Origin of the sequence: Blautia sp. NSJ-140 (genome assembly GCF_022868965.1) — a bacterium.
GTDB lineage: Bacteria > Bacillota > Clostridia > Lachnospirales > Lachnospiraceae > Blautia_A.
The window spans coordinates 181,688-208,086 of the sequence record NZ_JALIFS010000005.1 but is presented as its reverse complement, the minus strand read 5'-3'; the positions used below and the strand labels follow the sequence as shown (position 1 = coordinate 208,086).

Annotated in this window: 26 protein-coding genes and 1 pseudogene; 2 read left to right on the top strand and 25 right to left on the bottom strand. The window is 38.4% G+C overall.

The annotated features are described in order from the left end of the window. Position 1 precedes the first annotated feature (1 nt). From MUB50_RS08180 to MUB50_RS08070, 23 genes and pseudogenes are all read right to left on the bottom strand, one after another. Complete coding sequence (locus MUB50_RS08180) at positions 2 to 1,486, bottom strand: DUF6034 family protein (protein WP_244790845.1); 1,485 nt, start codon at positions 1,484 to 1,486, stop codon at positions 2 to 4. A 99-nt stretch (positions 1,487 to 1,585) separates the two neighbouring features. Further along, on the bottom strand, positions 1,586 to 3,007 hold the full coding sequence (locus tag MUB50_RS08175) for a sensor histidine kinase (RefSeq protein WP_118626521.1): 1,422 nt from the start codon (positions 3,005 to 3,007) through the stop codon (positions 1,586 to 1,588). Continuing rightward, complete coding sequence (locus MUB50_RS08170) at positions 3,004 to 3,669, bottom strand: response regulator transcription factor (RefSeq protein WP_005423065.1); 666 nt, start codon at positions 3,667 to 3,669, stop codon at positions 3,004 to 3,006. The genes MUB50_RS08175 and MUB50_RS08170 overlap by 4 nt, the downstream gene beginning before the upstream one ends. Before the next feature lie 299 nt (positions 3,670 to 3,968). After that, positions 3,969 to 5,855: a beta-N-acetylhexosaminidase gene (locus MUB50_RS08165; protein ID WP_244790843.1), complete on the bottom strand. Its 1,887-nt coding sequence runs from the start codon at positions 5,853 to 5,855 to the stop codon at positions 3,969 to 3,971. A gap of 77 nt (positions 5,856 to 5,932) precedes the next feature. Then, positions 5,933 to 6,484: a hypothetical protein gene (locus tag MUB50_RS08160; RefSeq protein WP_110104231.1), complete on the bottom strand. Its 552-nt coding sequence runs from the start codon at positions 6,482 to 6,484 to the stop codon at positions 5,933 to 5,935. 256 nt (positions 6,485 to 6,740) lie between these two features. Further along, the gene (locus MUB50_RS08155; protein ID WP_244790841.1) at positions 6,741 to 7,496 is read right to left on the bottom strand and encodes an ATP-binding response regulator; all 756 of its coding nucleotides are present in this window, start codon (positions 7,494 to 7,496) and stop codon (positions 6,741 to 6,743) included. Between the two features lie 11 nt (positions 7,497 to 7,507). Further along, positions 7,508 to 7,693, bottom strand: a complete 186-nt coding sequence (locus tag MUB50_RS08150; protein ID WP_215706534.1) for a hypothetical protein — start codon at positions 7,691 to 7,693, stop codon at positions 7,508 to 7,510. 127 nt (positions 7,694 to 7,820) lie between these two features. Continuing rightward, on the bottom strand, positions 7,821 to 9,023 hold the full coding sequence (locus MUB50_RS08145) for a L,D-transpeptidase family protein (protein WP_244790839.1): 1,203 nt from the start codon (positions 9,021 to 9,023) through the stop codon (positions 7,821 to 7,823). A 362-nt stretch (positions 9,024 to 9,385) separates the two neighbouring features. Continuing rightward, positions 9,386 to 10,813 (bottom strand): DUF4179 domain-containing protein, encoded by a 1,428-nt coding sequence (locus MUB50_RS08140; protein WP_244790837.1) that lies wholly within the window; start codon positions 10,811 to 10,813, stop codon positions 9,386 to 9,388. Further along, positions 10,813 to 11,331, bottom strand: coding sequence for an RNA polymerase sigma factor (locus MUB50_RS08135; RefSeq protein WP_005423085.1), 519 nt, complete (start codon positions 11,329 to 11,331; stop codon positions 10,813 to 10,815). The genes MUB50_RS08140 and MUB50_RS08135 overlap by 1 nt, the downstream gene beginning before the upstream one ends. 260 nt (positions 11,332 to 11,591) lie before the next feature. Further along, positions 11,592 to 12,212: a glycosyl hydrolase family 95 catalytic domain-containing protein gene (locus MUB50_RS08130; RefSeq protein WP_244790835.1), complete on the bottom strand. Its 621-nt coding sequence runs from the start codon at positions 12,210 to 12,212 to the stop codon at positions 11,592 to 11,594. A 116-nt stretch (positions 12,213 to 12,328) separates the two neighbouring features. Next, complete coding sequence (locus MUB50_RS17160; protein ID WP_244790833.1) at positions 12,329 to 12,586, bottom strand: helix-turn-helix domain-containing protein; 258 nt, start codon at positions 12,584 to 12,586, stop codon at positions 12,329 to 12,331. Between the two features lie 214 nt (positions 12,587 to 12,800). Then, positions 12,801 to 12,992 (bottom strand): annotated as a pseudogene (locus MUB50_RS08120) (TnpV protein); the annotation flags it as partial. 227 nt (positions 12,993 to 13,219) lie between these two features. Further along, the gene (lepB, locus tag MUB50_RS08115) at positions 13,220 to 13,777 is read right to left on the bottom strand and encodes a signal peptidase I (RefSeq protein ID WP_244790831.1); all 558 of its coding nucleotides are present in this window, start codon (positions 13,775 to 13,777) and stop codon (positions 13,220 to 13,222) included. 10 nt (positions 13,778 to 13,787) lie between these two features. Continuing rightward, positions 13,788 to 14,225: a helix-turn-helix transcriptional regulator gene (locus MUB50_RS08110; protein WP_118608730.1), complete on the bottom strand. Its 438-nt coding sequence runs from the start codon at positions 14,223 to 14,225 to the stop codon at positions 13,788 to 13,790. A gap of 156 nt (positions 14,226 to 14,381) precedes the next feature. After that, positions 14,382 to 15,767 carry a DUF4179 domain-containing protein gene (locus tag MUB50_RS08105; RefSeq protein WP_244790829.1) on the bottom strand — a complete coding sequence of 462 codons (1,386 nt, stop codon included), beginning with the start codon at positions 15,765 to 15,767 and terminating at the stop codon, positions 14,382 to 14,384. Continuing rightward, a complete protein-coding gene (locus MUB50_RS08100) occupies positions 15,764 to 16,321 on the bottom strand; it encodes an RNA polymerase sigma factor (RefSeq protein ID WP_244790827.1) in 558 nt (185 codons plus the stop codon). The genes MUB50_RS08105 and MUB50_RS08100 overlap by 4 nt, the downstream gene beginning before the upstream one ends. 350 nt (positions 16,322 to 16,671) lie before the next feature. Continuing rightward, positions 16,672 to 16,839 carry a hypothetical protein gene (locus MUB50_RS08095; RefSeq protein ID WP_173738925.1) on the bottom strand — a complete coding sequence of 56 codons (168 nt, stop codon included), beginning with the start codon at positions 16,837 to 16,839 and terminating at the stop codon, positions 16,672 to 16,674. 281 nt (positions 16,840 to 17,120) lie between these two features. Next, positions 17,121 to 17,672: a hypothetical protein gene (locus MUB50_RS08090; protein WP_118513951.1), complete on the bottom strand. Its 552-nt coding sequence runs from the start codon at positions 17,670 to 17,672 to the stop codon at positions 17,121 to 17,123. Between the two features lie 21 nt (positions 17,673 to 17,693). Next, the gene (locus MUB50_RS08085) at positions 17,694 to 17,933 is read right to left on the bottom strand and encodes a hypothetical protein (RefSeq protein ID WP_110103542.1); all 240 of its coding nucleotides are present in this window, start codon (positions 17,931 to 17,933) and stop codon (positions 17,694 to 17,696) included. A gap of 478 nt (positions 17,934 to 18,411) precedes the next feature. Next, positions 18,412 to 20,271, bottom strand: a complete 1,860-nt coding sequence (gene asnB, locus MUB50_RS08080) for an asparagine synthase (glutamine-hydrolyzing) (RefSeq protein WP_118513953.1) — start codon at positions 20,269 to 20,271, stop codon at positions 18,412 to 18,414. Between the two features lie 521 nt (positions 20,272 to 20,792). Beyond that, positions 20,793 to 21,899: a DUF4179 domain-containing protein gene (locus tag MUB50_RS08075; protein ID WP_244790825.1), complete on the bottom strand. Its 1,107-nt coding sequence runs from the start codon at positions 21,897 to 21,899 to the stop codon at positions 20,793 to 20,795. Further along, positions 21,893 to 22,432: an RNA polymerase sigma factor gene (locus tag MUB50_RS08070; protein WP_118513957.1), complete on the bottom strand. Its 540-nt coding sequence runs from the start codon at positions 22,430 to 22,432 to the stop codon at positions 21,893 to 21,895. Before MUB50_RS08070 ends, MUB50_RS08075 begins: the two co-directional genes overlap by 7 nt. A 745-nt stretch (positions 22,433 to 23,177) precedes the next feature. On the opposite strand from MUB50_RS08070, the gene MUB50_RS08065 reads away from it, so the two are divergent. Continuing rightward, positions 23,178 to 23,717, top strand: coding sequence for an RNA polymerase sigma factor (locus tag MUB50_RS08065; protein WP_244790823.1), 540 nt, complete (start codon positions 23,178 to 23,180; stop codon positions 23,715 to 23,717). Continuing rightward, on the top strand, positions 23,714 to 24,508 hold the full coding sequence (locus MUB50_RS08060) for a hypothetical protein (protein ID WP_173753546.1): 795 nt from the start codon (positions 23,714 to 23,716) through the stop codon (positions 24,506 to 24,508). Before MUB50_RS08065 ends, MUB50_RS08060 begins: the two co-directional genes overlap by 4 nt. Positions 24,509 to 24,781: 273 nt before the next feature. Here the strand turns inward: MUB50_RS08060 and MUB50_RS08055 are convergent, their stop codons facing one another. Beyond that, positions 24,782 to 25,177 (bottom strand): IS5 family transposase, encoded by a 396-nt coding sequence (locus MUB50_RS08055; protein ID WP_244790821.1) that lies wholly within the window; start codon positions 25,175 to 25,177, stop codon positions 24,782 to 24,784. A 215-nt stretch (positions 25,178 to 25,392) separates the two neighbouring features. Then, the gene (gene add / locus MUB50_RS08050; RefSeq protein ID WP_244790819.1) at positions 25,393 to 26,391 is read right to left on the bottom strand and encodes an adenosine deaminase; all 999 of its coding nucleotides are present in this window, start codon (positions 26,389 to 26,391) and stop codon (positions 25,393 to 25,395) included. Between the last annotated feature and the right edge of the window lie 8 nt (positions 26,392 to 26,399).

The following is a 26,399-nucleotide window of genomic DNA, read 5'->3' as shown; positions in this document are numbered from 1 at the left end:
GTCAGTAACCCAGATTCCGGTCTATGATACTGCCATCCACGGCATTAATGGTAAGGAAACTTTCATTCGGATCTTTACTGGTATTTGATTCTGTTTCTCCGTTATATTCACTTTCTGAAGTCATGCTGCCGAAAAAATCCCAGACGGGGATCAAAATACCTGTGTGTGCGTCAGTAGACGGCTCATATATTCTGGCATAGCCAAGAACGATCCGATCAATATTATAGACTCTGGAATTTTCATATTGCATATTATCAGCGTTTGTTACCACCATCATTTTTTCATAAATTTTCATAATCTCGCTGAATGAAAGAAGATTTAAATTCTCTGTCTTTATGTTACCAATTGTGTAGGGATTTGAATAAGTCATGCTTTCTATGCCATCTTTATCGACATAGAAACAGAGACTTTCATAAGACCATGTTTCCATCGTGCTGTCCATATCTTCCAATGCCCCACCGTCTGCAATTGTCTGAGTTACCGGCACACCATTTATGGTACGTGCATAATCAATTCTATATCCATTTCCAAAATTACCTGAACTATTATCGCCTTCAAAACTTTTGCACACCGCGTAATTCCAGTTAGAAAACTGTAAATCTGTGATGCCCATTTTTTCAAATTTTTCCTTTACAAGTTTTTTTGCTTCATCCAGGGACAGCCCGATAGATTCTTCTGTGGGTTTTTCTTCCTCTTCAGAATATCCGTAGTCACACCACATTGCATCTTCCGGTATTTTTTTCCCGCCCTTGTTTGCTGCTTTCTTGATCTTGACTGATAAGGTATCGGAACCATCGGAAGATATCATATAGTAGTATTGTGAATCGTCTGGCATTTGTGCAATACAATTGAAAGAATTTCCGGCAACAGGTTTTGCCTCTGTCAGGGTTTTCTTTTCCGGAGCAGTTTCGTATTCCTGTTCCCATGTCTCAATATCTTCATAGATATCATAGACATAATTCCCATCATCGTTTGTTCCATAGTTATACGGATCCAGGTTTCCGTTTGCAACGTCTTCTTTTAGTTCATCCAGAGTTTTTTTAATTTCATCCTTTGTCTTCACGTAATAACTATCCATGGTATAAAGTTTTGCCTCTGAGAAGAATGCGTTTGTAATACGGTCGAGAAGCTCCTGGGTGACTTCTGCCGCAGTGACAGAAATAGCAGATATCTTTTCCACTTCCGGAATTTCTACGCTTGCATCTGTATTTACCACGAGCTTGGCACTGTCATCTTCCACATGGCTTTTATAATTTTGAGGAGCATCAATGAGATTCCTGATGGTTGTCTTTGACTCTGAACCGTCATCGTTCTTGCTTTCAGATGCTTCTCCTTTAGAACCGCTAACATCATCCGCTTCCGTATAAGCATCTACAGCCTTGCTCCCCTTCGGCTTTACCAAAGAAGAATCCGGGGTCTGTGCGCATCCTGTAAACATTCCAATACAAAGCACTATTCCTGCAAACTTTTTTATGTTTTTTCTCATTTCTGGTAATATCTCCTTTCTAAGGTTGTTATAAGTATATCATCGAGCATTACACCAAATCTTTCGCGATTTGTAACTGATATGTAAACGTTAGTGTGATTACCAGAAAACAGAGACGGTAGTTCCTTTTCCCGGATTGCTTTCAATCTTCAGTTGGAAATCGTGCAGTTCTATAATTTTCTGACATAAAGAAAGACCGAGCCCTACACTTCCTTTTGCCCTGGAACGAGATTTGTCTACCATATAAAATGGTTCCGTCACCATTTCCAGATCCTCTTTCGGTATTCCCTTTCCAAAATCCTGAACCATCAGATGGTCTGGGGTTGCCTCAAGCACAATTTTAGATTCTTTCCTGGAAGCTTTGACTGCATTATCAATTAGATTTGTCACTACACTTATCATTAAGTCCTGATCAAACTTCTTTACCAATTCTTTTGGTTCACAAAATACATCAAGAGAGATGTTTTTTTCTTGAAGCCTGCAATCAATAAGTTCTTTTACTTCTTTCAGGAAGTTATCCACCTGTATTTCAGCTGGATTGAATGAGTCTTCCGAAGCTTCGTAGAGTCCGGTTAATTCCAGCATTTTCATAGAAAGTCTTGACAGCCTGCGACATTCATTTTCAATATAAATCAGAGCCTTCTCCTGCCTTTCTGGGGTTAGGCGCACAGTAAGCAATGTATCTGCATAGCCTATGATTGCAGTCATTGGGGTCTTCAGCTCATGAGCCAGACTTCCAATAAGCTGTTTTTGTGTCCGGTTTATGTTAGAAAGACTTTCAATTTGTTCTTTTATTTTACCTGTCATAAAATTAAAGGTTGCACCTATCTGCGCAAGTTCTGTATTTCCCTCTGACGGTACTTTAAAATCATAAATACCTTCAGAAACAAGAAGCGTAGCTTCTCTTAGGCCTGTAAGCGGTGCTGTGATTTTTCTAAGGCTCAAATAAAGGATAATTCCCATCACCACGATCAAAGATAAAGTAAATCCACCCGTCTGAAAAAACAGCAGATGACTTTTTTCTATTACATCTGTTATATCTTTATAAGTAACAATCTGATATCCCATATTTACATTGCCATAGTAAAATAACAAAAGTGTCCTTCCATTTATCTGACTGATCATAGGGCCATGACCATCACTGTTGCTGCCATGATCCACCATGTTTGCCTTACTTGCACATAATTCTCTTAACTTTTTTACATCGAATTCATAAACAGTTCCATTATAGGTCATTTTTCCATCAAGATATAAAACCGCGCTGTCATGAAAAACCTGCCGAAAAGCATAAGTAACTATTTGGGGGCGCATTTCGTTGTCGGTATTCTGTTTCTGACCGTCGGAAAGGTTTGTTTTATTTTCAAACTGTAAGATATTTGTTCTAAATATACTGCTTTCATAACTGTTGATATTCTGTATACTCTGATTTTTCCAACAATAAGTGGTATAAAGAAAGATCCCTAACGATACCAACAGAATGATACATGTAGTCTGAGAAAAAATCTTTATTAAGAGTTTCATAAATCCACCTCAAGTCTGTAACCGATTCTGGGAATTGTTTTAATCTTATCCTGCCAGCCAAGCTTTTTCCTGATACGACCCACATGTGCATCCACAGTCCTTGTTTCTCCGCAGAACTCTTCATTCCACAGTTCCTGCAGGATCTGATTCCTGGTCAGTGCTTTATTCGGGTTTTTAGCGAACACCATGAGACAGTTATATTCCATTGGCTTTAAATAGATTTCCATGCCCATTTTTGTAACAGTACGACTTGCAGTATCAATGATGACATCACCAATTTGAATCTGTTCTTGTACAGTGCCATTACGTTCCAGTACTTTTTCAAGACGGACCATCACTTCCAGCATTTCAAATGGCTTTACAATATAATCTTCCGCACCGTCTTTTAATCCCTTTATCTTGCTCGCGATATCTCCCTTTGCAGTAAGAAATATTACGGGAATTTCATATTGCTTCAATTTCGGTAACAGGCTATAGCCGTCTCTTCCGGGAAGCATGATATCTACAAGTGCACACTGAAACGCATGATCTTGAATAATTGCTTCATATGCCTCATTTCCATCCAGATATCCTACTGTTTCATACCCTGCAATCTCCAGATTCATACATAGCAGGTCATTGATTGACATTTCGTCTTCTATCACAAGAATTCTTGCCTTCATAATTATTACCTCACATGTTTTTATAAATATCTTTTCACAGGTTAATTATACATTAAATTTTATATTGCAGTTGTAACTGATTTGTAACAGCAAAAAAGGAAACCAAAACCATTCTGTGAGAATAGTTCTGATTTCCTGTATAAACCGTTATTTTCTGATCGTTTATAACGCTGGTGAGAACATTTATTATTATTTTTACTCCATTCCAGAATCATTCGAAAGAGAGACAATGCAAATACAAAAATTATTAAAATCACTAGAATTTTCATATGTAGCCTGATTCCCTTCATTTACCTTTATCAGATCGTGTCATTCAAATCACATCCACTGATGATGCGATTCCATAAGTTCTCCCGCTTGTCCATTCCTTTGGTAAAATAGGGAAGTCTTTCCTCTTCCAGCTCTTCCAGACGAAGCACATTTCCATTCAGATAATTATCAATCCGGTATCCTGTACTTTTAAGTCTTGTAATTACGCCACCAATTTTTATATCCAGAATCTCATAACCAAATGGCTTTGCATCGTTCATCCAGATTTTTTCTCTTGATGATTTCATATCTGTCAGATTGCAGATGATTCCAGGAATAACATTCTGACTGATATCTTTCAACGCTGCTCTGTCCGATCTGTCATATGCTGATTTTATACACATGCCCAAATCGGCTTTATCAGATAATACCGCCGCCAGTTTTTCATAAAATGAGAATAAAAGCTGATATTTTCCTGTTTTTTTTGCACATTCCTTCATACATTTCTGTATGTTTTGGTAGTAAGATTTTGTATTGACACCTGCTTCTTTCACATGATAATCAAAAATGCCTAACATTGGATCTTGGTATAACAGATATTTTGAAGGATTTTGAGCCTCTTTATTCTCTTTCGTATTTAAGAATAAGGAATCAAAATTGTCAAGTGCCATAAAATCATCAAATTCTCCGTCTGTGCAGTTCCTGAACTCCTGCTTAAGGATTGTTTCGTCATAGTCTCCGTGAAAATCAAGGTGTGCAAAAAGTACAAGTCCCGGAAGCAAAGCATCCACCGGGGTTTCTGCACCATTATCCATCCATGCTGTACAGAGCACCTCTTTTATATTGTATTTTTTACAAGTAGAAAGAGCTGCCTTGGTACACGCATAGGTCTTAGAATAATTGGGGGAAATTCCGTTCCAAATCCAAGATCCTCCTGCAAAAATAACGTTATCCGAAAGCTGCGCATGGATATCCAGCATTTTTTCATAGGTTCTGGTATCATCATGATAATAGTCCCAATATACTAATCCTAAATCTTTTTTCGGTTTTTCCCATTTGGAGCAGTCCGTGTTTTCGGGCAGATCATAGTATCCGCCTGTAGAATTTGCTGTAATGTACATGTCACTCCATATCATAGGCTTTAATTCTAATTTTCTGCAAATATCTACGACCCTGTTACAATGTTCCCTGATTATCAGTGACCCTTTTTTATATCCATTTTCTTTTAGATAATTTCCAAGTCCCAGCATGACAGCCTCATCCATTCCAAGATGTACCCTGTTGGTAGAAAAATTCTCTTTTACTGAGCTGAGCAGCTTTTCAATAAACTGATAAGTTTCCTCTTTTTCAGGCTGGAGAATGTCCGCAGAATCACGAATCTTATCCATTCCCGGCCACTTCAGCGCATTGTGCAGATGAGCCAGGGTCTGAATACACGGAACAAGCTCTACCCCAAACATGGAAGCGTAAGCATCCAGCTCTTTTATTTCGTCCTTGGTGTATTTTCCTCGATAAGCCCCAAAATAAGGCTGCCCCTCTACTTCATAGGTATCTTCTGTATAAAGCATGAGTACATTCATTCCAAGTTTTGCCAGTGTCCTGATCAGGAATTTCACCTTTTCAACTGTAAATACAGCATTTCTGGAACAATCCAGCATAAGACCGTTTCTTTCAAAGCAGACATGCTCTTGATATTGAAATTCATCCTCTTCCATATGATGTATGGCATAATTAAGTGCCCGGTAATAATGAGATATTTCCCGACAGATGATATGAATCTGGTTTTTTCTTTTATTGATCAATATTTCTGGTCTGTCCTGAAATTTAACAAACAATTCTATGTTTTGGTTGAAACCGTCATTTTCAGCCAGCAGTATTTCAGTACCTTTTTTAATAGTATTATATTCTTTCTTATCAGATGAAAAAACAATGTTCATACGTATTCCTCTTTCTTTAGGAATTCTGCTCTTCTTAATAAATCAATCTTTTTAGCAGAGCATCTCCTGTCAATGTTCTATTTTATTCGTTTGTAAATAATCGGCTCATCATAACCAAAAGTTCTTTTCCCATTTACTTCCATGGACTCTGATACTTCCAATTGATTTTCAGTGAACTTTTCATGCAGAGAAAATTTCAATACGGGAGAAAACATACTTACACTTCCGCCTTCCCATATATCACCTGATTTTCTGAAAAATGCAGGAGTAAATTTTGCAGAACATTTTAGCTGATCATAGTCGGCACCTTTGAACATTTTGTAAGTAAAATTCTTTTTATCATATCCTTCCGGTATCTCATAAGAAATAAGTTTTATTGAATTACTTTCTTCCATGAAAAGAAACAAATGTGAAGAAGAGCGGGTAGTTCCCTGTACAGAATAATAGCTCTCTTCAATCATAAATACGCCTTCGAAACCATTTGGGAGATTTGCAATTCTGGAATTACATATTGTATTGATATGCTTTGCATATGGATACTGTGGATTTGTCTTACTTATTTTTTCAAATTGATCCTTATTATCAAATTTTCCATTCAACAGCGTAACAAAATTTATCAAGTCAGCCATGATCTTATGCCTCCATAATTTTCATCATATAGTTTTCATTCACTATACACCTTCCATATAAAAGAGTCCATGTACAAAATAAGGGAATATATAAACAAAATGCATCAGTTAACAAACATCGGCAGAGGAGCATATCATTGTCCAATTGATATGCCCCTCTTTGTCTGAATTACTGTTCCATTTTATAAATTTACGCATAATATTTCGTACCACACCCTGTTTCTATGGCTGAATCAGGCTAATAAGAACGTTACTGTTAATTGTGTTTATATCTACTTAAGGCACGAATCAGTTTTTCTGACTCCAGTGGTTTGGTAAGATAATCGTCCATTCCAGACTTCAGTGCTTTAGTCTTATCTTCTGTAAAAGCATTGGCGGTCATAGCTATAATCACAACAGCAGATGCATCACTTCTGTTCATTATACGTATTTCTCTGGTAGCTTCCAGTCCATCCATAACTGGCATCATAATATCCATCAGAATTACATTGATCTCACCAACACCTGATTTTGCAAATACTTCAACAGCCTCCTTGCCGTTTGAAGCCCTTATAATTTCTGCTCCTGCATTTGTCAGAAGGAATTCCGCAATTTCCATATTTAATTCATTGTCTTCAGCCAAAAGGATTCTCATGCCTTCAATTGATACATCATCTTCCTGGCCTTCTACCTGCTTCATATCAGTAGAAATAAGGAATGGAAGCTGTACCATGAATGTGGTTCCTACATTTTTCTCGCTTTCAAATTTAATCGTACCGCCCATTTTCTCTATTAGTTTTTTTGTAATTGGCATACCAAGACCTGTTCCTCCATAAACAGATCTTGCACCACCTGTTTCCTGAGTAAATGGTTCAAAAATATGGTTCTGAAATTCTTTACTCATTCCAACCCCGGTGTCCTTGCAGTGGAACTCAAAAAGTATATGCCTGTCATCCACCTGTGTTTCATAATAGCTAAGCAGTATTACTCCTTTTTCTTTATTGTATTTGACAGCATTACTTATGATATTCATAAGGATTCGTTTTAAACTTTAATCACAGCACTTTTGCATGCTCTGTCAATGTGTTTGTTTCCATAAATAAATTTTTCTTTGTACCCATTATATGGTTCCAGTATTGATACGTCAATCCCATTAATGTGCCTTCTCTTCTTCACTCTTTGTGAAAGGAAGAGATTGCTAGCTTTTACCAATCGCTCTGCCACTTCCACATCATGCCTGCTTTGTTCTGGATTACCGAAATGGTGATCATGCGCCAATCTGATACTGTTGACAATGAAGGACAGGAGCCAGCTGCATTACAACTTAGCTCCTGTCCTGTACATCTTGAATATAGAATTAGTAAAAACAAATTATCGGGACATCATACTGAATAAGACTATAAAGCTGTCCGGCATTTTCTGGTGGAAGATTGATGCATCCATGAGAACCACCTGTAAGATATCTGTCACCACCAAAATACGGCTGCCAGTCTGCATCATGAAAGCCAATTCCTCCATTGAATGGCATCCAGTATGTTACCGGCTGTTCGTAAGAATAGGTTCCATTTGCTGTCATTTCACCTCGCAGCACGGACGGACTGCTCTTTGAATTCAGTGTGAATATTCCAGGGGGTGTTTTTCTATCCGGATCGCTTGGCAGTCCGGATACGATTTCTGATTGGAAAATAATATTTCCATTCTGATAATACCACATATACTGCTCTGTAAGATCTACCTCTATATATGTATCTCCGAGATCATTGATCCCGTGTGCATTTGCCCTCATAGAATATACCGGTTCCCTGGTTGTCTGGGTTCCTGACTGAATTTCCTGCATGAGCTGTGCTACTTCCTTGTCCTGATCAATCTTCCATCCATAGGCTGAGCCATATACATACACCGTCCTTCCGCTTGTGGTCTGGAATTGTCTTTCAGTGCCAACTGTATCATGATCTGCTGCAAGCTGTGCCACATAATCCACTACATGCTGCCGGAAGGCTTCATCATTCTGGAGCAGCTGCCCTTTCTCGTCAAACTGCAGCCAGTTTTTGATGGTATTCCCATCGAGTGTTACCGTTTCGTCTCCAAATGTATATGTGATATTTGCTTTTGTCAGGTTCTTATATGTATTTACCATATTCTGAAGTTCTGAACTTTCTTTCGTCACATCTGCTTTCTTATAAGCCTTTGGATCACTTTCCAGATTTACCTCTGCCGCATCGTTATCGATTGCCCTGCATATCATCTGATAAGCTTCTTTGGTATTTAATTCGTTGCCTTCCGTTTCTGGCACAATAGTGAATTCTGAGTTAACAAAACTTACATACGCATTTTCCGGTGCTATCTGATTCTCTTTTTTCGCACAATTTAATGAATTTACCTGTTCTTCCAGTTTCTCCCGGCTGAAAAAAGTCTCTTCTTGAACCATATAGTTTTTTGTTTCAAAAAGACTGCCGATCCATTCCCATGATTTCTGAGTTTTCAGCAGCTGGAGAACCGCACCGCTGGATACGTATTTATAATCAATGTCTTTTCCTGTAATGGCCTGCGGGTCCTGCATTCTTGCCCTTACCTGAATAGTATAGTTATCCTTTTTCCCAGCAATCTCCTGCTCAACCTCATATGCTGTCTTATTTGAACTGTCAATCCCATTGATGGTCGTCCCATAAAAGAAGTGATATGAGTAATAATAAGATATACCTGCATAAATACAACAGCCTATAACAAAAATCATCAATATAATCAATATTACAATTTTCTTGATTTTATTTTTCTTCTTTTCTGAAAATATAATAGATCTGAATTCCGATTTATCCATCGGCACATAAACAACTGAACCTGGTCTTGCCGATTTTGTGGTTCTCATTGATTGCCCTATCACTTCTTTTGGTCTCATGTCTTATTTATCTTTCTTTGAATCAATTAGTTTTTTGCATTGTCACTGTCAAAATGTAATGTCTTATGGTACTTTGCATTTTCCTCCAGAAGTTTTTTCCATTTCTGTCCGTCTTCTTTCGTAGGATTATCAAAATTCTGCTGCCCCTTCAGTTCATCCATATACTGGATATAATCCAGGAAATAAATATCTACTGTCGAAATATCCCTGTCCTGAATTGCGAAGTTATTACAGTTTCCAGTAGACTCATTATATGGAAGTGTGTTTCCGTTGGCATCAAGAGCTACCATGAAGCAGTCACTGTTGGATCCTTCCTTATAAAGTTCATTTACCGTCAGTTCATACGGAGAACGAATTACGGATTTGAGTCCGATACCAGCATCGTTTGTATCATTCAGTTCCAATACTTCTGTCCGGGAATTATCTACTGTAACCGGGATATCGAAACTCCAGTCACCTTCATATTTGTAGTAGCCGGCATCCCTTCCATAGTTTTCATCATCCGCTTCTGACCACTCATAGTCTGCTTTCAGCCCTCTTACCTTCGTGATATCCAGATGCAGATTAAAAGTATCCGGAATCTCAATATCTTTAATATATTTCTGATATGCTCCACCACGCTCAGATACTTTATTGATAAACTCTTCCAGCAGTGCATAACCTTCATCCGTCTGATCATCTAAGTCCGCCTGAGTTATTCCCATCTCATCCATTACCTGCTGTGTCATTTCATTGTATTTCTCATTATATTCCGTATAGTCTTTTGCCGCCTGAGCAAGATCATAACGGAAAATGCATGCATAGGTGTTGTCATCCAGAAACTGTCCTTCCACCTGACCGTCGATCACCGGACTAGCTTCTGAATCAAAGTCCACACCGCCAGTCATATCCAGATCAATGACCGGTGTTCCACTTTCCGCCCTAGTTGACGTTTCTGGAAATGGCTTATCACTCTTAAACTGCATAGTTATATAGACTGCCTGGCTGTTGGCATATACCTCAGAACATGTAATTGTCAGCCCATCTGCTGTTTTAATGTAAGCATTCTCACTAGTGGCATTACCTGTCTTGTCCCCATCTGCTTCACTGCCATCTGCCGTTGTTCCATCAACGGATTCCAAGGTTGTTGCATAATCCGAAAAATCACCAAAGAAACTTACATTATCCTGCAAGATTTCAAAAAGCCCTCCTACAACCGGGATATTCTTTGCCATTACTGGATTGGTTGCACAGAATATAAATCCGACTGCCAGTACCGCTGCCATACCTCCTGCTACCCTGCCTCCAATTTTCATCCAGTGATATGGATCCTTTGGTGCTTTTTTCTGTAACACAGCATTATTTTCAATCAATCGATATGCCTGATTGATACGTTCATGCACGATTGCCGGCATTTCTGTATCCTTTTGAAGTTTTTCCTGGAAGTCTTTCTCATTATTATTTAAAGTCATCATTAAACACGTCCCTCCTTAACCTTATATCCATACATCTCTGCAATCTGTTTTCTACCACGATGAAGACGAGATTTCACAGTGCTTTCCTTCATATCCAGAGCGTCACTGATCTCCCGGACACTAAATCCTTCCATATAGTACAAAAGAACAACCAAACGATATTTGCTATCCAATGTTTCTAATACTTGTGCCCATTCCATTGCCGCATATTCTTCTTCGTGAAAAGGTGTTTCCGGCATCTGATCCGTATAAGTAACCAGCTTTTTCTTCTGTATCATGTCCTTACACTTGTTGATCAAGATTCGAATCATCCAAGTTTTAAAATATCTGTTCTGTTTCAGACTTTTCAGATTTTCATAACAGGAAAGGATCGTATCCTGTATTGCATCCGCAACATCTTCATCATTTTTCAGATATGCTGCCGCAATCTTATACATACTCTGTACATTCTCATCCATAAGTCGGCAGAAAGCATCTTTGTCGCCTTTCTTCGCTTTTCGTATCAAAACCTCATTCATTGTCGTCTCCATTCTCCTATATCAGACCGGTCGTCAGGAAATGTTGTATAAAAGCCTTTGTTTATGTGCTTCTACTTATTAGACGTGCGAATCCCTAAAAAGGTTGCAAATATTTTTAAAAAAATTATCTCAGATAAAAACACTCCCGAAATCGTTCAAAATTTTTATGATCATCAGGTCCTATTAGGGTATAAAAACAGCCGTACCATGTGCTTTTTACATGATACGGCTGTCTATGATTTCCAGGCCTTCAGGACGGATCAACCCAAAATCATATCCTCTGTCACATCAGGTCTTAAAAATATTGTTTTTGAAATTCCATTACATTCCAGCGTTACTTTCTGCTCACGGGAAGAACAGAGGCGAACCCTGTGTATCCTGCCATCTCTCCATTCGAAATCAACTGTGATGTCACCCTGTACCTTCATTCCCCGGACATTTCCGTCTTTCCATTCATCCGGAAGTGCCGGAAGCAACAGGATATGCCCTTTCCTGCTCTGGATAAGCATCTCTGCAACCGCAGCTGCAAAGCCAAAGTTCCCATCGATCTGAAACGGTGGGTGTGCACACAGCATATTGGGATAAATGCCGCCTCCCACACAGGAAATATTTTCCTCCCTGGTATAACGGAGCTGGTTTTTCAAAAGCCCCAGTGCATGTTCCCCGTCCCGGAGTCTGGCCCAGAGGCATGCTTTCCATGCCATACACCATCCGGTTCCTTCGTCCCCGCGCCTTTCCAGAGCCACCCGGCAGGCTTCCAGAAGCTCCGGGGTTTTTTCTGTAATCAGGTTTCCGGGATAAAGACCATACAGATGGGAAACATGGCGGTGATGGATCTCTGTTTCCGGATAATCCAGGAACCATTCCCGGATAGGTGTCACACCGAGTCAGTATATTAAATTAATCTCTAATACTGGTTCTGCACCAAAGACAGAATAATTGTAAAATAACATAGTCTGTCAATTAATAATTTTTATACAGTCAACTTTAAATAAAACTATCCCAATAAGTACAAATGATCTATACTTTGTACCTTATTTGGGATAGTTCTCACCTCTTTCAGACAGGGATATTCTTTCTTGTAACTGGCTGGTGTGTTCCTTAACATCTTTTTTTCTTTTTTATAATGTTCCATTTTGTCAGCAAGCATACAGTTATAGATAAATCGGCTGCAGCCGATTGTTTTTTCTATTTGTACACGTTGTTCTGCATTTGGATAGATTCTTACTTTTACTGCCCGATTTATTTTCCTCACCTTATTCCTACCTGTTTACAAATGATTGCAATTGCCATTACTGAACAATATGTTCTTTTTCATTATAATACAAGTCATCTACAGGAACAAGTGTTTCCTTTTTTATTTATAAAATTCTTTTGAGCATTTATGCTCAGATCTACAATTCATCTCACTATCTGCAGAGGTAGGAGAATTCTTGTTATATATTATGTTAAATACATAATAGGAAATACTTGTCCACTTCCAGAAGATGCTTTCCAATCGTATCCTGCAGAAGCATCACCTGATAGGTTGAATTTCGATGGTTTTTCAGATAATCTCTGCGAAGAAAACCATACTTGCCAAGTTGCTCCATCTGCTCACCGGATTTATAAGTAAGATCCGGAAGCAGATATCCATTTACATTCGTATACTTTAATTTCATTTTGTTAGCACTCTCCATTTCTCATCATTTTTTGACCACAAATTTACGACATTTACGACAAATCTGACACTGCTTTACAATACCAGACAAAATGACTGATACCCCGGAAAGCCTGTAAAACAGGCACTTTTGGGACACACAAGACAGGACAAAAATCGACTTCCATTATCAAATAAAAAACGCGAATATTCCAGTGCCTAATAAGCCACTGATATTCGCGTTTCTTATTATCCTAACCACTTGAAAGATGGATAGTATCTTACAACAGCTTTCCCCTCAATCTGGTCAAATCGCACGAATTTGTTTTTCCATAAACGTGAATCCTTCGAATCATTCCGGTTATCACCAAGCATGAAATAACAGTTTTCCGGAACTGTATATGGACCATAACTTCCGATCATCTTCTCCGGAATGAAAGAGTCATCCAATGGAGTTGGTGAACCATCAATGTAAACTTTCCCATCCTTGATTTCCACTACCTCTCCCGGCAGTCCGATCACTCTTTTGATAAAAAGACGGCTTTCATCATCTGGATATTTGAATATTACAATATCAAATCGCTTCGGATCCTTGAACTTTTCAGAAATTTCATGACCGAACAAATTAAGATTGATTCCATACGCAACCCGAAAACCGAAAAGGCGGTCCTTCACCATAAGTGTTTTTTCCATGGAGGGTGAAGGGATTTTTGCGTTAATCAAAACAACATTGTTGATAACCAGGATAATCGCCACTACTATTACAAGCAATTTCACATAGCCTAACAGTTCACGCCAGATTTTCATGCTCTCCACCTCACCGTTCTTCATCATTCATATATCTGAACAATCTTTTGTCATATTTTGCTTCGCGATACCATCCAATTCCGATCATGACCACGCCTAATACAATGGTAACCGTTCTGGCCATTGTATCGGCTGAAAACAGGCAGCTAATTACAATTCCAGTTCCTGCACCTGTAAAAAAGTCAATAACAGACTTTTCCCGTTTCAATGATCCAAGAACTCTTTCTTTGTCCATGGTTTTTACCATTTTGGCATCTTCCTTTATTAAGACATCGAGAGAAATATCAAAACGGTTGCTGATGTCTATGAGAATCTGTAGATCCGGATAACTCTTTTCATTCTCCCAATTAGACACAGTCTGTCTGGTAACATGAAATATTTTTCCAAATTCCTCCTGAGTCAACGCCTTTTCTTTTCGTATTTTTAATATTTGCGTTCCAATATTCATATTTGCTCTGCTCCTGTTCTTCCAATCGTTTTTGCTTTCTCATTTGGATTATAAAAAAAATTCTGCTAAATGAAAAGCGATTTACCTTTTACAGCGAAAAAACAGGTATGCAAAGCTTTTTTGACATGGAATTTTTGAAAACAGATTCACGTTTCTCTACCTAATCTGAATCCTTATTTTATCACCGACAGGTGTCCAGCCAGATTCTGTAGTGATTTCACCTGTAGTTCCATCATATGCGCTTTCTTCGGTTCCATAATCTTCATCCGTTTTATCTGCTGCGTCGGTATTTTCTTTCTGGTCTGTATCGTCTTGAAGCCTTACTTCTGTGGGAGCATCTGCCCCTCCGATAATTTGAGTTTCAACCTGATCCTCTGCATCTGACGGATTTTTTTCCTCCAAAGTATCCTCCGGAACCTCTTCTACCTCTTCTGTAGTCTCACCAATTTCTACAAAATCGTCATCAACCCAGACAGTGTCTGCAGTAGCCATGTAAGGTTCTCTGGTATAAAGCTGTAATTCCAGATAATCGCTGTCAATATCCGGGAGCAAAAGAACCGGGCCGTCAGAATCCAACTGATACATGCCCCAGAAACTGGTTTTAAAACTCCATTGAGATTTACCATCTGCCGAATTACTGCGCAGTTCATACTGTACATGATTTCCTTTACTGTCTGTCCCCATAAGCATCATCTCATTACCATTATACAGCTTTTCCTCAAGTCCTTCCGGAATTTCTGCCGTAATTATACTTTGCAGTTTATTCATGGAAAAGTCTGTTAATTTTACGGTTCCTTCTTCTGTTTTAACAGAAACACCTTCTAGTTTTTTATGAACTGTCTGTTTCATAAGCTCCGCATGGGGAATAGAAAAATCAAACTCAAACTCTGCAAAATAATCTTCGCCAAGATTTTCATTTTGATAGGCACCAAGTACCAAATGTATTTCCGGATTTTCTCCCAAATCCTCATCAAGGGAAAAGCGGGATTCCAGAACAGCATCATAGACATTTTCATCCAGTCCAGTATTTAGTAAATCCTCATCCGAATACGGCAGATAGTGTCCGCTTTCGTATTCTTCAATTTTCTGTCCATTTATTGTAGTTTTCTGATAATCAATGTCAAGCTGTGTATTGGCAAAAGACCAGGCATCCTGGACATCATCCGTGCCCTTTTGCCCGGAAGATGTTTTTTCTGCATGCACCTTTGTTAACAGAACCCCATTATCCAGAACAACTTCTTTTAATGTTACAGTAATTCCTTTGTCTTCCTTAGAGGAATTCAACACTTCCGTATAAGATTCAATGCTTTTGGGGAAACCAAGTGTTTCTCCTATGGACAATGTAATATTTTTTATTGCAGCCTGGATATGTGGATTAGAAAAGATAACAGAACCCAAGGTGACGATCACACAGGCAGCAGCAGCTTTGCTCCACCCTTTTAGTCTCCGGTTTTCCTTTTTTTCACTCCATTCCCGCTCTGCTTCCTCTATATATTTCGGATCAATATTACCAAATTCTTTTGAAAAATCAAACTTTTTCATATGCGTCCTCCTTCTTTTTCCAACAGTTTCAACAGCTTTTTCCGGTTTCTGTATAAATTCATTTTCACGCTTCCCGCTGACATATGATGCCTTTTGGATATTGCAGAAACAGGATCTAAAAACCAGTATCTTCGTACAAAAATATTTCTGTCTCTTGGAGACATTTCTTCCAAAAAACGATTTATGGTTTCCATCAGTTCTTTTTCTGCCAGCTGTTCTTCCACTGTATAAGTTACATTTAGCTGCTCCATTTCATCCATAACATCTGCCATATGAACATCTGGGCGCTTGCCTGCAAACTTTTTCCTTAAACGGTCAATACTAAGATTTCTTGTAATCCGACCGCAAAAATGTGCCAATACAGGAGGCTGCGTAGGAGGAATCTGAGACCATACTGAAAACCAGGTATCATTCAGACATTCCTCGGCATCTTCTCTATTCGCCAATAAATTCCAGGCAATCTTGTAGCAATAGGGATGATACTTAGTACTCAATTCTATAATTCCATTCTCATCTCTTTTCAAAAACAGATTTATAATTTCATCATCATTCATTTACAGGTTGTCCTCCGGGTTTCTTTAAAATAAAAGTCACTGTCCATAATCTGACCAGCAACAGATAAGGCGCCTTTTTGAATAAAAATATTTTCATTCATATTATATATCGTAAAAAATAGTGGATGGTAACAAAAAAATTTGTTTTTTTTCAGTTGCGATCCAAATTACAGTTTTGGTTTTCAGCAGATTACCTTTTAGGGGTAAAAATAAATAATAAAAAGCAGCCGATATTCTCATTTTATATATCATGAGATGCCGGCTGCAACTGCTGTTATAAAATATTCTCTTATTCTGTAGTTTTGTACTTTATACTACAGCATTCATTATAATCACGGTCAAAACACATCCTATAAACTGTCCACAAAACGCATAAAATCTTCTCTTCCTTTTGGTGTGCATTTATAAACTCCGGCCTCTTCCAGCACATGTACAAACACCAGTCCTACTTCTTTTTGAAGAATTGCATGAATGTTCTCTGCATTAATATCCGAATATTTTTTCAGCAATTCTTTCACCCAGACCTCATGCTTTGCTATTTTTTCATTTGAAGAAATATCTTTTCCAGATAAAATGTATTCCTCTAAATTGTCTGATATTCAAGTCGTTGAGTCGCTCTTGAAAGCAAAACCGTATTACACTTGTAAAAAAGGTCTGCCACTTCTGCACTCAGATTTTTTTTGCAAGTGTAATATTCTACATATTCCTGAACTATCCTTATGGAGTAACATATCACTGATATGGACAAACAGATACCTTTCGACGATCAATCAGTCTATTAATTGTTTTAGTATCAACATCAAATTGAATCAATTTCTTTATATAACTTTATTAATTGCCTAAGCAAATTTTCATATTCTTTTATTGTCTCATCCGAATCAGACTCTTTTACTATATCCTTGTCATTTCGTAGATTAGAAATTTCAAATGGGTATTGGTTCAATAATTTGATTGTTTCTTTGCGATTTGGGATTAATTGATTTCTTTTATTATATGGAATCGCATTTATGCGCTCTCTTAAATTATGCCGCAGATTGTATGCAAGCCAGTCTGCCGTATCAAAAAAAGCACGATACTCATGTCCATATGCTTTCTCAAGGTTTCCTTTGATATAAGAATAGTAATCGTATCCTTCCGGCACTTTTTTGGTTGTGCTTGCAAAAATCCTTACAATATGATCATATGCATCCCAGTGCTCTTTTAATGGCTGAATCAATGCATCCCCATTTTCTGATATTTCTTCGGCTGTAAGTAGATAAATTTTGGTTTTTTGATGTAATTGATATATCTTTTTCCACAACAGCCCAATCTCATCGTTTTGCATCAGATTAAAAACATTTTGTTCAGCCATTTAAAATACCCCGCTATTGAATTAATGAATTTTTAACTTTGACTCCTTTTCCCTCATTACCAGAAACGATTTTTCATCTAGAATACGGTCACCAAAAATCCGCCAGGATCCACGTCGCTTTATTCGGTACGCTTTAATAGTGGAGATTTGTCCGTTTTCACAGTCTTTTGAAAAAAATTTCCTATATTTAAAAGTTTCTATTATCCCCCATAGAGTCCCTGCAACTATAAAAAAAAGAAGTACTGCTACAGCTTCAATCATAAATATTCTCCTTATCATCCCAGTTACATGCATCGTCACAATCGGACTGCATCCCAAGGTCTTTTGGTTCGATCACATTTCTTACACTACTACCTGCACTATATTTTTCTCTTCTGTAAATTATGCTAAGATGAACAAATGTTTCTCTGTAAAGTAACAAAAGAATAAATCCAACAAATATACAGGATAGTAATATAACTCCTTTACTAGATGCCACAGACTGCAATTGTGGATTTCCAAGGAAGCAAACTGCTGAAATTGCGCTTCCTGATTTGCCTTTCCATTTAAGAACAATGAGTCGAAAGCATCCAAAACCGTAAAATCTTTCAGATTTCCACCCACATACTCCTTAAACTCTTCCTCCAATAATCCGAAAGTTTCTATACAAACAAATAAAGTTTTATCATAAAAGTCCCAAATACCATTGTCAACGGATTTTTCGTATATTTATATTTTTACCGTCTCATAACCAACTCTCTCACTTCGAACATGTAGCAAAAAATCTATCATACCAGATAAGGAATGTCAAAACTGTCCAGATTTTACGGCTGTTATCTGCCTTTTTCTCTTTGTGCTCTTTCAGAAGTAAAAGAAGCTTATCTGTATGAAAAAACTCTTCTGCTTCTTTCGAGGTAAATAACTCCTTTACCATCTGATACCAGTCATCCTGCCGCAGCCACACACGGATTGGAATTGGAAAACCAAGTTTCTTACGTTCATCGGTTTCCTGTGGTATGAATTGGGAAACAGCTTTACGGAAAATATATTTGGTTGTACCCGCTGCAATCTTGGCTTCTTTCGGAAGCTTGGCTGCAAAGTCAAAAACTTCTTTATCCAGAAATGGTACCCTGACTTCCAATGAATGTGCCATGCTCATTTTATCTGCCTTCTGCAAAATATCGCCAGGAAGCCAGTATCTCAGATCTACAGACTGCATTTTTTCCATGTCTTGAAGTAATCCTCTGTTTTCTGACTCAAGTTCTTCAAAAAATGGTCTTAAATATTCCTGTGTGGAAGGTCCTGTTACTTTATTTTTCAAAATCTGCGCTTTCTCTTTTTCACGGTAAATATATGCATTTCCGATGAAACGTTCTTCCACTTTCATTCCTGCACGGATAAGGAAATCCCGTCCCTTCACATCCGGCAGCTTTGCAGCCAGTTTTCCAATTACACGTCTGACACCAAATGGAATCCAGTCAATTTTTTTCAGTGATTCCGGTTCTCTGTAAATATTATATCCACCGAAAAGCTCGTCTGCTCCTTCTCCGGAAAGAACAACCTTGACATGACCTGCCGCCTCTTTTGAGAGAAAATAGAGTGCAACGGCGGAAGCATCAGCAAGGGGCTCATCCATATGATACATAACATCTGGAAGGGCATCCCAGAATTCCTGCTTGGATATGATTTTCACATGGTGTTTCAAACCTGCTTTTTCTGCCACTTTGGCAGCTTTGTTTACTTCACTATATCGGTCTCCCTCATCGAATCCCACTGTAAATGCCTGATCTGCACCAGAGGAAGAAGCCAGATAACCGGAATCCACTCCCCCGGATAAAAACGCGCCGACTTCCACATCACTTAACATATGGTGTTCCACTGAATCCTTTAAATTCTCTGCAAGCTGATTCCGCAGCTGCTCCATATTCGTCTTACGGTCCCATTGGCCTGGTGCAAGCTTTGTTTTGAAATAAGTCTTTATCTCATAGTTTCCGTTTTTATATAAAAGCATATGACCTGGCATAAGCTTATAAATCCCCCTGAAAAAAGTTTCTTCCAGAGGGGAATATTGAAATGACAAATACTGCTCCAGTGCCTTCTGATTTACTTTCCTTTCATAGCCTGGAAATGCAAGGATACTCTTAATTTCAGAAGCAAATACAAAGTGTCCATCTATTTCGGCATAGTACACAGGCTTAATTCCAAAAAAATCCCTTGCAAGCATCAAACTCTGCTCCTGTTCATTCCATACAGCAAAACCAAACATTCCCCTGAGCTTATCCAGTGCCTTCTCCCCATACTGCTGAATAGTATTTATCAGAACCTCCGTGTCAGAATGGGTACAGAAAGAAATGCCGAAAGCCTCAAGTTCTGCCCGCAGTTCCTTATAATCATAGATTTCTCCATTAAAAACAATATGAAGGTTTCCGTCCGCACTTTCCATAGGCTGCTGCCCATCTTCTAAATCAATAATACTAAGTCTTCGAAAGCCCAGCGTAATCTTCTCCCTGCAAAAAGAGCCCTCACTATCCGGGCCCCTATGCTCAATGGCTTTCATCATCCTTTCAATTACTGTCTTCTGATCCTGTCTATAACCTGTAAATCCACAGATTCCACACATTTTATCCTCCGTATCTATTTGATGTAGTTTATACGCTGCAGCAACTTTTTTATCACAAGTGAATCCCACATGGTCACATCGTAATCATAGTGGTCTGTGAGTCTGCGCCTCAGCTTGTGTTCTCCCTTCTTTTTCTACTTTTGTAGAAATCATCTCTAATTCTACATCTGTAGAATTAGAAAGTCAATCCCATTTTCTACAATTGCAGAATCTATGTCATATATTTGATTACCCGTCATGACATACCCCAATGACTCAGATCTCACAGATTTTCAAACGGTATGAATGCCTCACTGCTGATAAAATGAAAAGCCGGAAAAACGGTCTTTTGTTACAGAGTCATTTTTCCGACTGTACGGTTGCCTATATTTAGTCAACTACCCATCACCTAAAGGTAATGGGCTTGGCAGACTTAGCCAAAAAGAACCGATATCAGTCTTGCAAAGACCTTGTATCGGTTCTTTTTGTATTTTCTCATTCTCTAATTATGGGAGGATTTTTCTGTATCACCGAAAAAACTTTTATTCCCGCACTTCAAGCCACTGGTCAATGTTCCCAAAATGTACCGCCTGCAGGTTATCTACATCAACCAGTTGCGGGAAGCTGTTTCTGATGATCAGGACACCGTTTTCCTTATCCTGTTTTTCTCCACCGCCAGCGATGCCTCCCATGGTCCTATCAAGTGTTAAAACCGTTCCATCTTTATAACGCACCTGGTCAATACTAGTTCTGGCATAAAGATCCATGCCATAGTCCGTACCTGCATACTCAAATTTGTTTTTTTCATCTTCATACACCTTCATAGCTTCATCATAATCAAGATATAATGACCATAAAAGGGGCGTTACTTCCATTTTTTTCACTGTGATTTCATAACCTCCAAAATCACATTTCCGGTTCACTTCCAGAGTTGTCGGAGGCTTTACTGCACCCAGAGTCCATTTAAAGTCCCATGTTCCATCTGTAATAACAGTCGTATCATAATCTCCTTCCTCCGTAAGATTCTTTAATGTGATTTCTACTGTTTTATTACTCAGATCATAATCACTGTCATAAGATATACAGGCGTTAAAATGTTTAAGATGTGCAGAATTTTGATCTGTTTTCAGTAACACATCCTGTCCTACCCCAGTATTGAAACTTCCAAATCTGTTATCGTCCACTGCATATACTTCTTTTCCATCGATCTTAAAATGTGTCATCTCCTCAAAAGAAGTATGATCAGTCATAGAAATACTGTCATCTGTTTTCACTTCAAAAAAAGCATACAGGAATCCCTGATCCTGAATAGAATCTGTCAGGGTAACCGTCACACCATTTTGTGTTACAGACTGGTCTATATTCTGAATATAAGTTGATTCCTGCAGTGTCTCCTGCTGTTCCTCCGATGGATCCAGTCTTTTCACCAGGTAATCATTCCATTTAAAGAACTCTTTTGCAGCCACAGTAACAGCCATACCAGTACAGATTACTGCTGCTGCAATCAATAATCGTCCACTGATTTTTTTTCTTTTGTATTTTTTATCAACTGAATCCGCCTGTTCAATCTGTTTTAGTGTATCTTCAAATTTATTATGAAAATCCTGTGGTACTTCCGGTGCGATATTATTCCATTTCTTCTCTAACATGACATTTTCCCCTTTCCTGTTATTCTCTTTAATTGCTTGCTGTTTTTCCCAGTTGCCAGTCTTTTCTCTTCTTCGGATAACTGCACCTTCAAAAACTCTCTTGCACGTGAAAGTCTGCTTTTGATCGTTCCTTCCGGAATATCCAGAGCCTCACTGATCTCTTTCAATGAAAATCCTTCTAAATAATACAATGTTACCAAAACTCTCAGATCCTCCGGAAGTTCCATAATCGCCATATACAGATGACTGTATCTGTCCTCCTCAGTCATTTTCATATTGTCCATATATTCTTCATATGGAATAACATTTTTTCTTTTCCGAAGAATCCCTTTGCATTCATTGATCAATATCCTTGTGATCCATGTTCGGAAATATTTTTCTTTCTTTAAAGTGGAAAGTTTTTCATATGCCTTAAGAATTGTTTCCTGCACAGCATCCCCACAATCAGAGTCATTCTTCAGAATGGACTTCGATATATGATACAGCATGGCTTCTGCATCCCGAACCTCCTTAATAAATACATCTTTTGTCATAACTTTGTCTTCTCCTTTTGTCCAGCTGGATTACTATTCATGTTTACTTTTACACTAATTAGATGCATCGGAAAGGAAATCGGTTCTCATAAAAGTATTTTTTTCCGTTGGCTCTTCTATTGCCAACGAAATATCCGATTTTTTAATCTCTGTTCTGTTTGTGTTTATATTTTTTATGTAATTCCGTAATATATTCCTCAAGCTTCTCTTTGTCTTGCTCTCCACAAGCAACTAAACCAAAATACTGCTTAGATCGATCCTATATGCTTTCGCTGTTTTCTGACCCAGTTTCTCTGTATATGTGCAATGAAAGATGAGATACTTTATCCCCATTCCAGACAGGTACGCAGAGCATGACTCTCACAAAGCAGTGTCCATTTAGATAGTTGGAACCGTTGTGTGCGGCTCAGTATAGATAATATCAGCAGAAATAAGGTATCTGCTGTCGGAACAGAAAAAGTTTCAAAATAGATCAAAAAATATTGCTGAAGTCTGCCTATCAGTGTTTTTTCGCTGTATAATGTTTTTGCCGTACAGGGTCACTTTCCTTTGTAATGTTTTATGCCAAATTCATTATACATCAGGAAATCCTGTACGATATTTTTTTATAAAAAAGTTGTAAGGTGGTGTATCAATATTATAATTTTCTAAAATTGAAACTTTTTGCTCTTTGACAGGATATATAAGAATGTAAAGGTTAAAAGCTTTTAATTTTTGAAAATATTAAAAAGAAAGTAGGATTGATATGACAGATGAAGCAGAACTTTTGCAGCGTCTCAGGAACAGAGAAAAAAATTCAATAGATGAAGCAATCCGAATTTATACGCCGTATTTGAGTACTGTTTTGTATCATATGACCGGCAATTCACTGCCGAAAGAGGATATTGAAGAAATTGTGGCAGATGTGTTTGTTGTACTTTGGAAGAATACCGGGAGGATAGATTTGCAGAAAGGTACATTACGGTCATATCTTGCTGTTGTTGCCCGGAATTTTGCTCTGAAACGGATAAACAGAAAGATGGATCATACATCTCTTGAAGATATTGAACTGTCAGATGGCAAAAATTTCATGGAAGAGAATTTTCACAATAATTATGTATGGGAAACAGTTATGAGCCTTGGCGAACCTGACAGCGAGATTTTTGTAAGACGGTATAAATTTGATGAAAAAATCAAGGATATTTCAAAAGCAATGGGACTTAATATTTCTACAGTTAAGACCAGACTTTCAAGAGGAAAAAGAAAACTCAGAAAAATGTTATCGGATGCGGAGGAAAAATTATGAGAAGAAAAAATTTGCTTAAAGAATTGGGAATACAAAAACAGGCAGATATTTCCTGCAATGCTCTTGATATTGATACAGAGAATGTCAGACAGAGAGTTTATGCAAAACTTGACTTCGCAGATACAGAAAGGAAGCAAACGACTATGAGATCAAAAAAGAAAATATTACCTTTGTTGATAGCTGCAACACTTACAATTGGAGTTACTGCTATGGCAGCAACAGGAAAGATTTCAATGTGGACAGGTTCATCTGCATCACGTGCTGATTATACATCTCTTCCAACGTCAGAACAGATTACAAAGGATATTGGGTATAGACCGGTATTGATTGATACCTTTGAGAACGGGTACTGCTTCAAAGAGGGCAATATTATAAAAAACAGTTTTAAGGATGGCAATGCAAATGTAATTGAGAATTTTAAATCTGTGTCCTTTGATTATCAGAAGAATGGAGATGTTGTATCGTTTGAACAGCAGAAATTTAACTCAAAGCTTACTCCGTCAGGTGATATTATTGCCACTGTAAATGGAACAAATTTGTATTATGTACATTATATAAATAAAGTGGTATCGGATGATTACGAATTGACAGAACAAGATAAAAAAGACCAGTCCAGTGGAAAAGTTGTATTCAGTTACGATGACAGTGCTTCTCAGATTGAAGTCAGTCAGGTTCAAAGCGTTAACTGGAATAAGGATGGCATCCAGTATGATTTGCTGCAAATAGATGGAAAATTATCTGCCGGAGAACTTGCAGATATGGCGAGAGAGGTTATTAATAACAGAAGATAAAGAAAAAAGATGGTGGATTCAGTTCGGTTCACCATCTTTTTGTAACTGTTGTGGAAATACCTGTATCGCAGCTGATGCATAATATGTTATAATTTACAGATAGTGTAGCTGTCCAGAACTTTTATAGTTAAAATAAAAGTACAGCCTTTCGATTCATTCAATTAGCTGTACTCTCATTTCCTAGATTGACATGATCCAGCAAAGGGATTGCGTAATTGATATCGTTACGCTGCCCTTCACGGATCATAAAATAAACCGGATAACCGTATGCATCTACAACTGCATGGATTTTTGTGCTGGCTCCACCACGGCTGTGTCCGATTTCGTTTGGAGGCCCCCTTTTTTTGCTCCAGTACTATGCTGATGAGCTTTGACGATAGAAGCGTCAATTGACAGTTCTGTTAATTCGGCTTCTAAGCTCAAAACACGAAAAATATTATCAAGGGTGCCGTCTTCAATCCATTTACGGAAACGGGAATAAACCGTTTGCCAGGAACCATAACGTTCTGGAAGGTCTCGCCATGGAACTCCGCTACGAGCAATCCAAACAATTCCATGCAGAATTGTCCGGCTGCATTTTTGTGGGCATCCCTGTTTTCCAGAATTTTCAGGCGGCAGTAATGAAGCTATACGGTTCCATTCTTCATCGGTTAATTCGTATCGTCTCAACAGAATTTTTCAATTCTATCATAAAAGGATTTTGGGTTCAAGATGGGGTAATGAGAAATTTTCTATCCGGATGTCCTGTTTATTCTTTATGATCATTCCAATACATGCGACAGTGCAGTGCCCTTCCCGGAAATAAAAAAACGGCTCATATCTTCATTCTCCAGTTCAAAATTGGTGTCCAGGGCTATCCTTTCGCCTGATAGTTTTCATACAGTTCAGAAAAGAAGCTGTTCTTTCAGTTTCCATTTTCTGTTCCTGGAAGTAAAGGCTGCCTCCACAGAATTCAGAAGTAGCAGCCTTTTCTGCTCCTGGGTAAGATTTAACAGAGATTCCATATATCGGAATTCCCGGGAAAGGGTTGTTCTTTCAATCGCCGGATCATCGGTATTTAAGGTTACCTTAAGTCCCATTTCGAGAAATGCTTTCAGCGGATAATCAGACATTTCTTCCACAGCTTTTGTCTGGCGATTGCTTGTAGGACACATTTCCAGAAAAATCCCCTTATCCTTTACAAGCTGTATCACTTCCTTATTTCCCGCAATCCTCACACCATGGCCGATCCTGACCGCACCCATATGGACAGCTGTTTTTACATCCTCTGCATTTCCGGCCTCACCTGCATGGATGGTAAATGGAACCTGATATTCTCTTGCTTTTGCAAAAAGTGCTTCGTAATTTTTTGTTGGAAAGAGTGCCTCGGCTCCTGCAAGATCGATAGCAACCACGCCGCCATCTTCAACAAGATATTTTTTGGCCAGCTCCAGAGTTTCCAGATTTTCTTTTTGGTTAAGATCACCGCGCATACAGCATAAGATCAGATTACCGGGGATGGGAGCTCTTTTCAGACCACATAATGCAGCATGGATCGCTGTTTCCTGAGTCATTTCCTTCTGTGTATGGAACTGTGGGGCAAAACGAAGTTCTGCGTAAATCACACCGTCTTCTTTCATTTCAGAAAGGATAAGATAAACAGCTTCTTCCAATGCCTCTTCTGTCTGAAGAAGGGAAAGAGGCAGGTCAAAGCATTTCAGAAAATCATTGAGATTTTCGCAGGTATCCGGCACAGAAAGTAGAGAAAGAAGCTCTTCATCTGTGGCGGCCGGAAGTGTGATCTGCTGCAATGCGGCAAGTCTTCTGGCTATCTCTGTGGTAATGCAGCCGTCCAGATGTGCGTGGAGATCGATGTAGTGATTAATGATATTTTCTGTTTTCATGGGCGTTA

Bases quoted from the DNA above. Each gene is read 5' to 3' on its own strand.
- MUB50_RS08180 (WP_244790845.1), bottom strand. From the start codon at position 1,486: ATGAGAAAAAACATAAAAAAGTTTGCAGGAATAGTGCTTTGTATTGGA.
- MUB50_RS08175 (WP_118626521.1), bottom strand. From the start codon at position 3,007: ATGAAACTCTTAATAAAGATTTTTTCTCAGACTACATGTATCATTCTG.
- MUB50_RS08170 (WP_005423065.1), bottom strand. From the start codon at position 3,669: ATGAAGGCAAGAATTCTTGTGATAGAAGACGAAATGTCAATCAATGAC.
- MUB50_RS08165 (WP_244790843.1), bottom strand. From the start codon at position 5,855: ATGAACATTGTTTTTTCATCTGATAAGAAAGAATATAATACTATTAAA.
- MUB50_RS08160 (WP_110104231.1), bottom strand. From the start codon at position 6,484: ATGGCTGACTTGATAAATTTTGTTACGCTGTTGAATGGAAAATTTGAT.
- MUB50_RS08155 (WP_244790841.1), bottom strand. From the start codon at position 7,496: ATGAATATCATAAGTAATGCTGTCAAATACAATAAAGAAAAAGGAGTA.
- MUB50_RS08145 (WP_244790839.1), bottom strand. From the start codon at position 9,023: ATGCAGGACCCGCAGGCCATTACAGGAAAAGACATTGATTATAAATAC.
- MUB50_RS08140 (WP_244790837.1), bottom strand. From the start codon at position 10,813: ATGATGACTTTAAATAATAATGAGAAAGACTTCCAGGAAAAACTTCAA.
- MUB50_RS08135 (WP_005423085.1), bottom strand. From the start codon at position 11,331: ATGAATGAGGTTTTGATACGAAAAGCGAAGAAAGGCGACAAAGATGCT.
- lepB (WP_244790831.1), bottom strand. From the start codon at position 13,777: ATGAAAATCTGGCGTGAACTGTTAGGCTATGTGAAATTGCTTGTAATA.
- MUB50_RS08110 (WP_118608730.1), bottom strand. From the start codon at position 14,225: ATGAATATTGGAACGCAAATATTAAAAATACGAAAAGAAAAGGCGTTG.
- MUB50_RS08105 (WP_244790829.1), bottom strand. From the start codon at position 15,767: ATGAAAAAGTTTGATTTTTCAAAAGAATTTGGTAATATTGATCCGAAA.
- MUB50_RS08100 (WP_244790827.1), bottom strand. From the start codon at position 16,321: ATGAATGATGATGAAATTATAAATCTGTTTTTGAAAAGAGATGAGAAT.
- MUB50_RS08090 (WP_118513951.1), bottom strand. From the start codon at position 17,672: ATGGCTGAACAAAATGTTTTTAATCTGATGCAAAACGATGAGATTGGG.
- MUB50_RS08085 (WP_110103542.1), bottom strand. From the start codon at position 17,933: ATGATTGAAGCTGTAGCAGTACTTCTTTTTTTTATAGTTGCAGGGACT.
- asnB (WP_118513953.1), bottom strand. From the start codon at position 20,271: ATGTGTGGAATCTGTGGATTTACAGGTTATAGACAGGATCAGAAGACA.
- MUB50_RS08075 (WP_244790825.1), bottom strand. From the start codon at position 21,899: ATGTTAGAGAAGAAATGGAATAATATCGCACCGGAAGTACCACAGGAT.
- MUB50_RS08070 (WP_118513957.1), bottom strand. From the start codon at position 22,432: ATGACAAAAGATGTATTTATTAAGGAGGTTCGGGATGCAGAAGCCATG.
- MUB50_RS08065 (WP_244790823.1), top strand. From the start codon at position 23,178: ATGACAGATGAAGCAGAACTTTTGCAGCGTCTCAGGAACAGAGAAAAA.
- MUB50_RS08060 (WP_173753546.1), top strand. From the start codon at position 23,714: ATGAGAAGAAAAAATTTGCTTAAAGAATTGGGAATACAAAAACAGGCA.
- add (WP_244790819.1), bottom strand. From the start codon at position 26,391: ATGAAAACAGAAAATATCATTAATCACTACATCGATCTCCACGCACAT.